Here is a 14,834-nt window from a genome sequence, read left to right on the forward strand (position 1 = left end):
TTATATGTTTTTTAGTTATGATAACGACGATAATGGTGTACAAATTTGAACGATTAACTATTTCGTAATTAAAAACTCTTGGATACGTTTAACAAACTCTTCTAACTCGGAGATTAAGTTATTAGTACTTCCACGTTCTTGGTGATGAACTAGTTGTTCTAGTTTTTTTGCTGCCAGATGCATGGTTGTAATTCCCATGTTGGCGCTAGCACCTTTAATTTGATGAGCTTGGAGTGCCAATTGCTTAAAGTCCTCAGCTGCGATCGCTCTTTTAATTATCTCTAGACGAGGTTGAATATCGTCAACAAATATTTGCAGTAATTCTAATTCAAATTCTGGGTTATTTTCTGAGAGTTGATGCAAGCGTTCCCAATCAATTGGTAGGTCAACTATACCAACATCTGTTTCTTTTCCTTTAAAAATTATACTTGCCCAACGTTCTAGTGCTGCTGCCAAATCTTCCTTCATTACTGGCTTGCTTAAATAGTCATCCATGCCTGCATCTAAACACATTTGTTGGTCTTCTTTCATGGCATTAGCTGTCATTGCAATTACCACAGGACGACGACCACTTGCAAAGCGCCTTTCTTCCCAACGATGAATTTCTTTTGTAGTTTCTAAACCGTCAAGAATTGGCATTTGGCAATCCATCAAAATTAAATCGTAAGGAATTTTTTCTAATATCTCCAAAGCTTCTTGACCATTATTAGCAACATCGGCGCTGTAACCTAAGTTTTTGAGTTGTTTCAAAGCAATTTTTTGATTAACTAGATTATCTTCAGTTAAGAGAATTCTTAATTTAGGACAATCACGATCAGAAAAATCGCAGTTGTTTTCATAATTTTTCATTCCTGACTCCTGAATTCTGAATTCTGTTAGCGCAGGGGGGCGTAGCCCATTCTGATTCCTAACTTCTGACTCCTCTGGAATCACAGAAGCGGTAATTGTAAAGTAAAATACACTGCCTGCATTCAGCTGACTTTCAACCCAAATTCTGCCACCCATTAACTCGCACAGTTGCTTACAGATAGCAAGACCTAACCCAGTACCACCATACTCTCGATAAATGGAGGAGTTTATTTGACTGAAGGCTTTAAATAAACGTTCAAGGCGATCGCGTGGAATTCCAATGCCTGTATCTTTAATACTAAACTGAATTTCGTAAGTATTTGCAGCAGAATAATTATTATCACTTTGATTGCGGGCTATAACTGAAACTTCTATGCTTCCAGTGTTGGTAAATTTGATAGCATTACTAAGTAAATTAATCAAGACTTGGCGCAGTCTCGTAATATCTCCCACAATCATCGTAGGAAATTGAGAATTATCTAAAAATGTGAGTTTTAATCCTTTTTCTTTAGCTTGAGGTGCGAGTAAATCAAAAGCCTGATTAATGCAATGTCGCAAAACAAAAGGTTGCGCCTCTAGTTCCAGGTTGCCTGATTGAATTTTGGAAAAATCAAGGAAATCGTTAATAATTTTGAGTAATGAATTTCCACTTGTGTAAATTGTTTCAACAAAGTCTCGTTGTTCAGTAGTCAATTCACTATCTAATAATAGACTCGCCATACCAGTTACCGATGTAATTGGAGTGCGAATTTCATGGCTAATCATTGCTAAGAATTGCTGTTTAGCAAGTTCTGCCTGTTTTCGTTCGGTCATGTCTCGTAAAATGTAAACATAACCTTGGAAATGTTCAATTTCTGTTTGAATGATTGAGTATGAAAAATCTACGGGAATGGTTTTACCACTTTTAGTATGACAAACTGTTTCTACCTCTTTGACTAAATGATTTATATCTGGATTTATTGATATATGAATAATTTCAATGTTTCCGATTTTCTTGAGAACTTTGGCGATGGGTTGACCCATAAGTTCTGCTTCATCATACTCCAACAATATTTGTGCCGCTGGATTCACTTTTTTTATATTTCCTGACAGCGTTGTTACCAGCAATGCATCTGGCATTGATGTCACAATTTGGTCAATGTATTGTTTAGAAGCCTTTAAGTTACGTAACAAAAGATTTGCTTCATTTGCACCTTGGAATAAAGATTGCTCAAGCACCATCCGTTCTGTTACATTTTGCACAAGAATGATTAAACAATTGCTAGAATTGTCTTTCTGGATGTTTTTAGTAATAGAAATATCAATATATAAAGGAGAGGATTTATCTGGCGATCGCCTAATTCCTTTTAATTCAAAACTATCTTGCTGTCCCTGTTGAATCGCATCAAAAATATCTTCAAGTCCATCTAATTCTGGAAACGCAATCCGAACATCACCACCTGGCTTGACTTCATCGGGAATATCGGCAAAGTGATTTAGTCCCAGAGAGATATCAATAATCTTCAAGCTTTCATCAATTGTCAAATATTCAATTCCACATACAGATAATACATTTGTTGATAATGAGTTCATTTGACTAAATTAAATGAGTGGCTAAAGTTTGAAATATCTCATTAACATTATTCCCAGTTTTAGCTGAAGTTATATAAGTTTCTAATATATTAGTTTGATTACTGAATTGATAAATTTTGCGGATATTCTCTAAATATTCTGGCGCTATCATATCTGATTTGTTCAGTGCAACAACAATATAGCTTTGAGGATTAACAGCTAAAAAAGCCTGAATATGCTCGCGGAGATGATTGAGGGTTTCTGGTTGTGTTACATCACCAACTATTACAGCACCTTTAGAACCTTGAAAATAATTTTTAGCGACAGCTTTAAACTTATTACTACCTTCAATGTCCCAAATTAAAAGCTGTAAATTTTGCTCATTATTTTGGTCGTTTTTAGACAAGTTAAGCAATTTACGAGAAATTTTCACTCCCACAGTTGAAAGATATTCATCACTGAATTGAGATTCTACAAATTGGCGAATTAGGCTAGTTTTTCCAACGCCAAAATCACCAAATAAACAGATTTTTTTAGAGATTGTAGACATAGTTATTAATCACAGTTGCTTTAAACTTAAAATTGCTTGTTTATCGGTTCTAGAACAACACACCTACTCAACCATAAGGGATGAGTTACATCAATTCCTGGTGGTAAATTTGTTCTACTAATAACCTGTAAACGAGATGGTTCAATACCTAATTTAATCAATGCTTGTTGTACAGCTTTTGCTCGCATAAGTCCCAATTTTTGAGATGTGTTTTTACTACTATGGTCATAACTATAACCAATGATTTTTAAATGCTGATTTGGGTGCTGATTCAGAAAAAATTTGACCTGTTTAACCTTTTGTTCTAAATCAGCTTTCATTAGATTTGCTGAGTCTGGTTGAAAGTAAAATCGCACTTCAATCTGCAAAGGTTCTACTCGCACTGCGCTAGACACAAATTTCACACCTGGAATTTGCTCAAATGCATGAGTAATAGTTTGAGCATCTGCAATCCGGTTAACAGTACCTTCGACAGATACTTTTCCAGCAACGTATTGACTAGAAATAGCTATACCTTCTGTTTGATTTAAAACTCCTGTGACTCGTTTAATTTCAGCAGCAGCTAATACAGGATCTGCTGGTACTTCAACTAACAAAATTTGATTGTCAATCAACCAATTAGGAGAGGTTAGTTTGACAATTTGTTCGGCTTTTTGACGAAGAAGTTGATTCGGTAGTCGTCCAGTTAATTTTAATTTATTGTGTTCTACCTGCACTGTTAACCGATATACGGCTAATTCGGGAGTAGAAGTTAGAGCTAGCAAGGTTTGATTTTCAAGGGAACGTATGACTCCACTATGGTATTGCCAAAATCCCCAAGGAATCAAAATACTGCTAATAAATGTTAAGCTGAATATTAATAACGGCGAAAAGCTATTTTTTTTATTTTTATGCTGAATCTCTGTTTCTTTGAGTTCTTCTAGAAGTGTATGCACTTCACTAGGAATTGTCTCTAAATCGCCGTCAAAATTTTCAATTAAATTGCCATGTTTTTTAATTATTTGGCTGAAGGTATGACGCATTTTATAAATAAAATTTTTGCTTGGTTCTCCTTGAATAACAAAAGCTAAATAACAGTAGCCTGCAACTTCTAAAATTATTTTTGATGTACCGTATTCAATTGCGTCTAACTCGGTTATACTTCCAGATTGATTGATGCAATCATTGGCAAAGCTACGAATTGCCGTTAGCATTCCTGCTATCATTTCAGCTTCAAGTTGCTGTGCGTCAGAACGCTGAATATTTGAGATAATTAAACCAGAGGTTTTATGAATCAAGAAAATTGCTTGAATTGTAAATGGCAGAGCTTCTTTAAGGATTAATTCTGCTTCAGAAACTCCCTGTAATTTGGCACGAATTTTGCGTTTAATTCCTTCAACACTGAGGGTTTCTTCGACTTGTCGGTTAATGGCACGGATTGTCTCTGCCATATATTTGGCGATGGTACTACCAATAATTGGGTAGAGTGCATCCACAACAATGTTTTGTTCAATTTCAATTTGCTTTTTAATTGCTCGTCCCATTGCTGGAGCGATCGCATCGGAAACTTCTTCTGGAGCAACAATAATTTGTTGGGAAATTGCTAAAGGAATAGCAGGTGCGATCGCCTCACTCATACTAGTTCTATCTTGTTCAGTACGACTACGAATCGTGCGATCGATAATAGGAGCAATTATCTCTATAATTTCCTCTTTTGAATCAGCAATTTTCAGCTTCAAAAGTTCAGAAAATGATGGTAAAATTAGATTGATTAACTCTTTTGGTTCATAAATTTGATGTTCTAATTTTATGATTTTTTCTTCGATTTTATTGATAAAATTATTTAATAACGCTAACTCATGTCCAACCAGGATTTGTCGTAATTTTTGTAATGCATCCTCTGAATTGTCTGGAATTTCATCAAAAGGTACGAATATTTCAACAGATTTTTCTAACTCTTCCTCAGCAGATTTTGCTGAACTGGGTACATGGGAAAGAGAATTAAAAGTAGACTCTAAATAAGCTTCACATACTTCCAATGGAACTGGAGAAAGTTGCAAGAATTCAATTTCTTCTGTCAGAAATTCATAGCTATTATTAGTTTCTAATGGTAATGAAGAAAAAGATTGCTCAGGTGATTCGATAATTTTGAGTTCGACGAGCAAATGCACTAAATTATCAAGCTGTGCAGCTTCTTCTTGTTTTAAATCAACAAATTGAGAAATTGAATTTTCCACCTGAGTCATATCAATAAATCTGAGTGGGGAGTGGGGAGTGGGGAGTTAGGAGTGAGGAGTTAGGAGTTATTCTCTTTGTCCTCTTCTCTCCCTCATCCCCCTCATCTTCTGCCTTGATTAAGAATGTAATTCTGCTGTACTGTTGGACTGAGTTAACACTTTTGATAACTTTGCAGTTTCTAAAAGTGGTACAGCAGTATAATCCTTGCTGCGTTCCTCAGCTGCTTCTCGCAGCTGAGGAATGAATTCAGTTTCTTTCAGGCGCATTCCTAAGGCAAACAAAGTTTCAGCCATATCGTCTTTAGAAACTTTGGTGTTTGTCAACTGTGAAAAACGGCGATCTATTTCTTCTAAAATTAGATCCCGTAAAGCGGTAACATCATCTTGTAATTGGGCTTTAGTTTGAAAGATTTCATCTCGAATTGAGGTAGTTTGGCTATCTAACGCGTCATCAAGAGATTGAACGCTACTAGAGAACTTTTTATTGAGTCGATCGACTTGTTGCCGTAAGTCAAGAGTTTCTTCTTGAGTTGTGATGTTTAGTGATTTCAGTTTTTTTTCTACCGCATCAAATCCTGCTTTGAGTTCAGCCGAAAAGTTAGACTTGAGTTGTTCAACATGCGATCGCGTTTGTTGTTGCAATAAAGAGATATCTGACTCTAGCTTACTAAATCTATTTTCATAGTCTCTTAGCTGAGTGCCAAAAATGATATCGCGGATCTGATCGATATTACCTAGCCGTTCTCGTACATCATCTCTACTGATTTGATTCATCAGGAAAACCTCAGAACCTACTGTTAGGACACTAAATTTAGTATTCCCATTTGTTAACTATAATTTGTCATTTTTCATTTGTTATTTGTCCTTTACAAATGACTAATAGACCTGCCTTGAAAATAGGGAGTGGGGAGTAAGGAAAATAAATTTTCATTGCTGCTTGTAAGTGCAACTCATGGAGTCTCTTGCATAAATATTTTTTTTCTCATACAGAGGCGCAGATAAAAAAAGGCAAAGAAGGACTTTTACAAGAAGTATAATGACCAATGACTAATGACTAATGACTAATGACTAATGACTAATTACTAAAAATTCTTGGATGCGTTTAACAAAATCTTCTAATTCTAAGATAAATTGATTAGTGCCTCGACGCTCTTGGTTGCGAGCTAGTTGTTCTAGGTTTTCTGCTGCCAAATGCATAGTTGTAATTCCCATATTTGCACTAGCACCTTTAATTTGATGGGCTTCTCGCGCTATTTGCTCAAAGTCTTGAGCAGCGATCGCCATTTTAATTATGTCTAGACGAGGTTGAGTATCTTCAACAAATATTTCTAGTAGTTCTATTTCAAATTCTGGGTTATTTTCTGAGAGTTGGTGCAAGCGTTCCCAATCAATTGGTAGCTCAACTAAACCGACATTTGTTGTAGAAATATTCAGTTCACAGACAAAAGTTTGTTTTGGCAATATCAGCATTGCCCAACGGTCTAGAACTGCCGCTAATTTTTCCTTCATTACTGGTTTGCTCAAATAGTCATTCATACCTGCATCTAGACACATTTGTTGGTCTTCTTTCATGGCATTAGCTGTCATTGCAATTACCACAGGACGACGACCATTTACAAAGCAGTTTTCTTGCCAACGAAGAATTTCTTTTGTAGTTTCTAATCCATCAAGAACTGGCATTTGGCAGTCCATCAAAATTAAATCGTAGGGAATTTTTTCTAATAGCTGCAAAACTTCTTGGCCATTACCGGCAACATCAGCACCGTAGCCGAGACTTTGGAGTTGCTTCAAGGCTACTTTCTGATTCACCAAATTATCCTCTGCTAGGAGAATTCTTAATTTAGGAAAGTTAAAAATCTGGGAAGGGGACGCGGGGATGGGGAGACAGGAGGACGCGGGGACGGGGGGACACGGGGACGCGGGGAATGTACAAGATAGATTCTCCGTGTCACCGCGTAAGAGCGTCAGAGCGTCCTCTTCTTGCGTTTCTAAAATGGCCACGATCGCATCGAGGAGTCGTGATGGCTTGACAGGTTTAACCAAATAAGCTGCAAATCCGATTTTTAGCGCTCGTTGGATTTCATCGCGTTGATTAGTAGAGGTGAGCATAATCAAAGGTAACTGGGCGATCGCTGAATTCTTCTTAATTTCCTCTCCCAGAGTCATGCCATCCATTTCTGGCATCTGCATGTCAATCACTGCAATGTCATAAAAATTTTGGTACTTGGCAGCTTGTTGAATAGCTTTCAGGGCAATAGTAGCGGAAGCAGCTTGATCTACTAGCATCCCCCAACGGGTAGCTTGATACTGAATGATTTTGCGATTAGTAGCGTTATCATCAACTACTAACAAGCGCCGATTAGTCAGAAATGCGCGATCGTGTATTGAGGAAACAGGGTGAAGTTGCTTGGGAAAAGTTATTTCAAACCAAAATTTAGATCCTTTTCCCAGCAAACTTTCGACGCCGATTTCTCCTCCCATCAAGCTCACCAATTGTTTGCAGATGGCTAATCCCAAACCTGTGCCGCCATACTTGCGGGTGGTGGAAGCGTCTACTTGGGTAAATGGCGTAAAGAGTTTGCATTGGTCTTCAGAGTTAATGCCAAGACCGGTGTCTGTGATGGCAAAATTGATGGTGGCTGTAGTAGAAGTTTGCGATCGCAATTCTACTCGTACTATTACCTCTCCACTGCTGGTGAATTTGATACCATTGCTGATTAAATTCATCAGAATTTGCCGCAAACGACCAGCATCGCCTTGCAGATGGGTGGGGACGTTGGGATAAATTAAGGCGGCAATTTCTAATCCTTTGTTATGCGCTGGGGGTGCCAATAATTCCAACACCTCTTCCACACAGGTGGATAAGTCAAAATCTAGAGTTTCTAATACCATCTCCCCAGCTTCAAGTTTGGATAAATCCAAAATTTCGTTGATTAGGCTTAATAGAGCATCTCCACTAATACGAATTGTTTCGATAAAATCCCGTTGCTCTGAATTCAGGGGAGTTTCTAACATTAAACCCGTCATCCCCAACACAGCATTCATGGGGGTACGGATTTCGTGACTCATGTTAGCTAAAAAAGCGCTTTTGGTTTTAGAAGCTAATTCAGCTTCGTGACGGGCAACTTCGAGTTCTCGTCGCTGTTGAGTTTCTGCATGTAACATTTGAGCTTGGGCTAAGGCGATACCTACTTGATCGGCTATTTGCCGCAAAAGATGAGTTTCAAAACTAGACCATTGCCGAGAACTACCGCACTGATGAACAATCAGTAAACCGCAGAGTTCTTCCTTAACAAGAATCGGCACAACTAAATTAGACTTGACTCCAAATTGTTGGAGTAATTCTATGTGATTTTTTTGGGCTTCACCTAGATCCAAATCTACAAACGCCAAATTGCGTTTTTGACGATACTGCTGTAGATAATACTGTTGTAGATATTCTGCTCGAAAGTAAGCATCGGTGAGCTTTTTTTCTTTGATTGTCAGCCAGCCAGAAACTACTGCTTCAACGATGGTGGTTGCAGATCCATCTAACAAAGGCTGATAAATTAAGACTCGATCGCTATGGAGAATTTTTTGCACCTCCGTAACAGCGATTTGGAGAATTTCTTTAATTTGCAAAGACTGGCGAATCTTCAGGGTGATTTCCGTAAATAATTGCGATCGCAAGTTTTGGCGTTGGAGTTCTTCTTCTGCTTGTTTGCGCTCAATAAACTGTCCGACTTGCTCACCAATGGAATTCATAACTTTTGCCAAATCTGAGTCAGGTTGCTGGATTTCATGGCTAAAGCAAGTAATCACACCAAGGATTTTTTTACCCCCACGAATCGGAAAACCAAAAGCTCCATGTAGTCCAGCTTTGGCAGCGATATTCCAGCGCCCAAAATCGCGATCTTTAGCGACATCAGCAATCCAAACAGGTTCAGCACTAGCCCAAACACGACCAGGTAGCCCAATTCCTGGCGCAAAAGTGGTCTGCCGACTGAGTATTTCAAATTCCTGCATTTCTAATGATGTTTTATACCAAATATCTAAAAAAATCAGTATATTAACTTCCCGATCCACCATCCAAATTTCACTCAAATCCCATCCCAAACTCTGGCAGATTCCTTGCAGGATTTGCTGCATGGCTTCGTTAATGGTGGTAGACTCTGCCAAGACGCGGGTTGTAGCATATTGTGCTTTCAGATGCTGTTCGGCTCGTTTGCGTAAGCGAAGCTCCTCGTAGACATCGGTGATATCAATACCTGTGGCAACAATGTATTCAACGCGACCCTCATAGTCTTGCAAAATAGTGTTAGTCCAGGCAATTAGCCGCCGACTACCATCTTTGACAATCCAATAGTTTTCATATTTTTTTGAGCCTTCACCATTTTGCAGTTGTTGAAAAACTGCTTTCACTGGCTCTACCTGTTCCGGAAGTAGAAACAGGTTCCAGAAATGCCTGCCTCTGACTTCATCAAATGAGTAACCAGTTGTTTGCTCACAAGCTTGATTGAAGCGAACAATTTGCCCTTGTGCGTCCAGAACTATTACCAAAGCGCTGGCTGTATCCAGAACTGCTGAGATAAAATTGCGTTCTTTGTTCAGTGTCTCTTCTGTGAATTTACGCTCTCTCACCTCACGATAAATAAAGTAGTAGACTATAGCCAGAATCAGGAAACTTAAGCAAATGGCGATCGCCTGCATGAAAATCGTATTGCTGACACTGGTTTTAGTTATTTTTAAATGCTGTTGAAGCTGTTGTTTTTCCTCGTTTTCCATCTCACGAATGATATTGCGAATATCACTCATGAAATTATTTCCGCTATCTGTTTTGATGACCTTTAATGCAGCATCTAATCCTTGATTTTGGCGCAACTCGATAGTCTTTTTAAGTTCATTCAGTTTTACTACTATCAGAGGTTCAAGAGTGTCGATTTGACTCAATTGCTGAGGAGCGTCTGCTGTTAATTTTCTTAATTGCTGAATTTCTGGAGCAACTTTAATAAGCGCTGTTCGATATGGTTCTAAATACGCATCGTTTCCAGTGAGTATATATCCACGTTGTCCCGTTTCAGCATCCTTGATATTAGATAACAGTTCTTGCAAACTGTTGATTGTCATTTGAGTGTTGAGCAAATTTTTACTCGTATTAATCAACACTTCTGTACTTTGATATGAAAGCGTGCCAATCAGGACTAAAATAGCCAACGCCAACCCAAATCCTTGGGCAATTCTTGTTAAAAATTGTTTGCGTGCCTTCTGTGCTTGTTTGCGTGTATCACTCGCCAAAACCAAACTTGCTAAGGTGCGCCGCATTTCTAGTTGCTTGATGACCTGGCGGCCTAGCATTCGTAATGCTTCAACTTGTTCTGGAGAGAGCTTTCTGGGTACATTGTCAACAACACAAAGTGTTCCTAATGCATATCCTTCAGGATTAGTCAACGGTACACCAGCATAAAAGCGCACATGAGGATCGGAGGTAACTACTGGATTTGTGGCAAACCTTTCGTCTGCTGTGGCATCAGGCACAACAAAAACTTCCGGTTGCAGAATCGCATGGGCGCAGAATGCCACATCTCTGGGTGTTTCTAGGGCATCTATACCAACTTTTGACTTGAACCACTGGCGATCGCTATCAACTAAACTGATTAATGCAATGGGAGTTCCACAAATATATGAAGCTAGACGAGTCAAGTCGTCAAAAGCAGCTTCCGAAGGAGTATCGAGAATCTTATACTGCAAAAGAGACTCAATTCGCTGTGTTTCGTTCTCAGGTAATGGTGCTTTCATCATTTAGGAGTCAGAATTCAGAATTCAGAATTCAGGAGTTAGGAGTTAGGAGTTAGAAGTTGGGAGTTAGGAGTTAAAAGTTAGAAGTTAGAAGTTGGGAGTTGGGAGTTAAAAGACTTTGATAGTCAAGTTTTATAATTTGAAGAAGATCAAAAAATCAAAAATCCATAGCACGCTTGATTTTATATTTATTCTGATTTCTGACTTCTGACTTCTGAATTCTGACTTCTGAATTCTTCATTAAAATTTGACACGCAACTGTCCTGTTAAAGAGTTACCGCCGTAAGCGCTTTCTCCTGTATCTTGATTGCGAACATTACTAAAGCTATAGCCCAAGTCTGCTTCAATATTGGGTGATAGCTTTACCGTACAGCGTGTTTGATAGGTATTGGCATTATCGAATTCACCTTTAAGTCGCTGTCGTCCTAAGTTAGCAGCTAGGCGACAGCGCAAGAATTTAGCAATATCTCCTTCCCAAGCCACCTCAGCGTTATAAACTAAGAAATCTGGTGGTGAAAAATAGCCACTTGTGCGTTCTAAATCGCGATCGTAACTCCAAGTAAATAAGTTAGCTGCTAAAGAAAATTGTCCAAATTTCCGCTCTAGCCTACTAAAAGTCTGCACCTCAGAATTACCATCGTTGTAGTTACCCAAACGCAAAGAAGAAAACAAGCTAGTGTTTCGGTCAATTTGCCAGTATAAATCAGGCCCAAATCGCCAACTAGTAATTTCGTTTTCTAAAGTTCGGGCATTGGATTTATAAGGCCCTTGTTCTAAATTACCTGATACTACTAATAGCGATCGCAATTGGCCTGATGGCGAAACTCGCGCTGGCAAAATTGGAACGTCTACCTTAGCATTGAGATTGATAGCTGTGGGTAACCGATCGAAAACATCAACTCCAGCCGCTGTTTTCAGCGTCACTTGCCCAATTTTTCCTTCCCATCCAACTTGCAAAGGAAAATTGCTAACTGATTCAACACCGCGTTGTTCAAAGAAATTAAAACCTGTCTTGACAAATATTTTATTGCCATTTCTCAATCGAAACTGAAGTGTTGGTTCGATGAATAAATTAGTTTGCCCAAAGTTGTCTGTGTCATAGCGATAGTCAGTATTAATACTTTCTAAAACTGCACTTGGTTTTGCTGGTTCTGTGGAAGTTTTTGGTGGATTAGAATTCTCTGGTGGTTTGGGTGGCGGTGGCGGTACTCGCAAATCTGGATTGAAGTTTTCAGGTGCCGCCATTAAAAATCGAGAGGGGAGAGGTTTTGAGAGTTTTAAATCATACTGAGTTGTATTTAATAGAGAAGATTTCGTGTTTTCATATAGTTGGGCAGCTTGTAAGTTAACTTCTGAGAATGTCCAAATACTTACGCTTAAGATGACTCCTAATTGAATCTGTAAGTATCCCAAAATAAACTTAGTGTAGGAACTATATCGATAAATAAAGAGATAACGTTTAAAACTATCTGCCATCAGCCGATACTGTAGTTGTATATGAATGAAAAACTAGCTGCCAAGGAACTTTTTGGTAGCTAGTTTGCGTATTCTGCTTGGATTATGATGCCCACAATATATGCTGATTACAGCGATTTTCACATGATAAGTCTACGGATTTTTTTCAACCAGGACTTACGCAAAGGATAATGAAAGTAGCGGTAATATCATGTCCGCCAAATTACCCATAATAAAAGAACCCCACCCCGCCAAAGCTACGCTTTGTCTCCCCTCCCCTTACCAAGGGGAGGGGATTAAGGGGTGGGGTGTTAGGGGCTTTTGCAAGAGACTCCATGAACATAGTGAGCGCAAAGCGCACGCTAAGCGAGCACAAGGAAGGAATGAAAATATCTCTTTCCTAGTCCCCAGTCCCCAGTCCCCAGTCCCTATTTTCAAGGCAGGTCTTATTTCAATCCAAAATCCCAAATCTAAAATCTAAAATTCCATCAAGTCTGTTCCCCACGACGGTGGTTAGCGGCTTGCAATAACAAAGATTCGGCAAAAGCGATCGCGTCACTTGCTGATTTTCCACCAGCTAACTGGGCTAGTTCTTCCCGGCGAGTAGTTAAATTATCTAAGGCAGTAACTCGCACAACAGTACGTTGTTCTACGTTACCATTGTTAACTTTTTTACCTTTACCTTGATTAATAGTTTGCTTATCCACCCGAAAATGACGGTCTGCCATTGCTGCAACTAAAGGTTGGTGGGTAACACACAATACTTGGTTGCGTTGACTGAGTTGGTGTAATTTTTCGGCGATCGCTTGGGCGACTCTTCCGGAAACCCCCACATCAATTTCATCAAATACCATTGTCCCAGCGACATCAACTTGAGAAAAACAAGCTTTTAATGCCAGTAAAAAACGGCTCATTTCCCCGCCAGAGGCAATTTCTGTTAAAGGTTGCAGTGGTTCTCCGGGGTTGGGACTAAACATAAAGGTAATTTTATCTGCTCCCATAGCAGTTGGGGAAGTCGGCAAAATTTCAACTTGAAACTTCACCTTTTCCATCGCTAAAGGTTTGAGTTCAGATATCAAACGTGATTCTAAATTAGCAGCCGCCTTACTACGCAGCTGAGTTAATTGATTACTTACTTGGGTGAGTTTCTCAAAACACGCGTTTTCTTGCTGTTCTAGACTTTCAATAGATTGTTCGCTGTCGTTAAGTTGGGCTAATTCGCCTTGGATACGTTGGTAGTAAGCGATCGCTTCTGTTAATGTCGGCCCATACTTGCGGCAAATTTGCTTTAATTCCCGAACCCGTTCTTCCACTTCTTCCAACCGCTGAGGATCGGCTTCCAAACCGTCGCCATAGGCATTAATCTGCCTTCCCACTTCCATAACCGCAGCTTGGGCATCCCTGACTAATTCCAACAAAGGTTGCAGTTGCGTGTCGTATTCCACCATGTCATTTAATGTTGCTTCGCTGTCTCCCAATAAATCTGCGGCGGCGGGAGTTTCATCGTCATTTTGATACAAAGCCTGATAAATTTTGTAGCTCATTTGTTGCAAATCAACCACATGATTCAGGCGTTCGCGTTCTTGTGCCAACTGTTCCAATTCATTTGGTTCGCACAGATTGGCTGCCCCCAATTCTTGCACTTGATAGGTGAGCAAATCGAGTTGTTGTAAACGTTCCCGTTCTGATGTCCGGCGTTTTTCTAGTGCTAGATGGGCTTGTTGGTAAGCACTAAAGCTACTAGCGACCTTTTGGCGTTGGTGCATCAATGAGTCACCGCCATATAAATCCAACCAGTCCCGGACTTGGGCAGATTGTCCCACTTGTACAGTTTGGCCTTGGGCTGTGATTTCCACCAAGCGATCGCGCAGTCCTCCCATAATCTGCCGATTTACCAACACACCATTCACCCGCGATCGACTGCGGACATTACTAGCTGTGGCGGTGATTTCTCGGCTAATGACTACGGAGTTTTCATCCAGCAAATCGATTTCCTGTTCCGTCAACCAAGCAGCTAAAGGCGGGTTGGAAGTGAAAGTAGCTTCTACCATCGCCCGATTTGTCCCTGTACGAATCACTCGACTAGAGACTTTACCGCCCAAAGCGGCATCAATAGCATCTAAAATAATCGATTTTCCAGCGCCGGTTTCACCCGTCAACACATTGAGTCCCGCGCCAAACTCCAATTCCAGTTGGTCAATAAGGGCAAAGTTTTCAATTCGCAAGCAAAGCAACATCTAGCCAAATTCTCCTTCCATAGTGCTGAGTGTAAAATGCTGAGTTGTGAGTCGGAAGAAAATTTCGGAGTTAGTTAGTAAGCCCGCATGTCTTGAGTTTAAGACTTAGCACTTTTAACTCAGCACCGAGAAAAGCAGCAATACCTACTACCATTAAATTAATACGCCCATATTAGTGTAGCAAAGGAATGAAGACTGGGG

Annotated in this window: 7 protein-coding genes; all 7 read right to left on the bottom strand. The window is 39.6% G+C overall.

The window, feature by feature from the left end:
* Positions 1–57: 57 nt before the first annotated feature.
* The 7 genes from IQ276_RS01110 to recN all read right to left on the bottom strand — a co-directional run bounded on the left by IQ276_RS01110 (position 58) and on the right by recN (position 14,633).
* The gene (locus IQ276_RS01110; protein ID WP_193921080.1) at positions 58–2,421 is read right to left on the bottom strand and encodes a PAS domain-containing hybrid sensor histidine kinase/response regulator; all 2,364 of its coding nucleotides are present in this window, start codon (positions 2,419–2,421) and stop codon (positions 58–60) included.
* Between the two features lie 4 nt (positions 2,422–2,425).
* Positions 2,426–2,950, bottom strand: coding sequence for a Rab family GTPase (locus tag IQ276_RS01115; protein WP_193921079.1), 525 nt, complete (start codon positions 2,948–2,950; stop codon positions 2,426–2,428).
* A gap of 26 nt (positions 2,951–2,976) precedes the next feature.
* Entirely contained in the window at positions 2,977–5,175 is a 2,199-nt protein-coding gene (locus tag IQ276_RS01120; RefSeq protein ID WP_193921078.1) for an OmpA family protein, read from the bottom strand.
* A gap of 108 nt (positions 5,176–5,283) precedes the next feature.
* Positions 5,284–5,940: a hypothetical protein gene (locus IQ276_RS01125; protein ID WP_193921077.1), complete on the bottom strand. Its 657-nt coding sequence runs from the start codon at positions 5,938–5,940 to the stop codon at positions 5,284–5,286.
* 294 nt (positions 5,941–6,234) lie between these two features.
* Positions 6,235–10,941, bottom strand: a complete 4,707-nt coding sequence (locus IQ276_RS01130; RefSeq protein WP_235116303.1) for a GAF domain-containing protein — start codon at positions 10,939–10,941, stop codon at positions 6,235–6,237.
* Between the two features lie 240 nt (positions 10,942–11,181).
* Positions 11,182–12,417 carry a hypothetical protein gene (locus tag IQ276_RS01135; protein ID WP_193922053.1) on the bottom strand — a complete coding sequence of 412 codons (1,236 nt, stop codon included), beginning with the start codon at positions 12,415–12,417 and terminating at the stop codon, positions 11,182–11,184.
* Positions 12,418–12,884: 467 nt separating this feature from the next.
* Positions 12,885–14,633, bottom strand: a complete 1,749-nt coding sequence (recN, locus tag IQ276_RS01140; RefSeq protein ID WP_235115335.1) for a DNA repair protein RecN — start codon at positions 14,631–14,633, stop codon at positions 12,885–12,887.
* Positions 14,634–14,834 lie beyond the last annotated feature (201 nt).

The organism is Desmonostoc muscorum LEGE 12446 (assembly GCF_015207005.2).
GTDB classification, from domain to species: domain Bacteria; phylum Cyanobacteriota; class Cyanobacteriia; order Cyanobacteriales; family Nostocaceae; genus Nostoc; species Nostoc muscorum.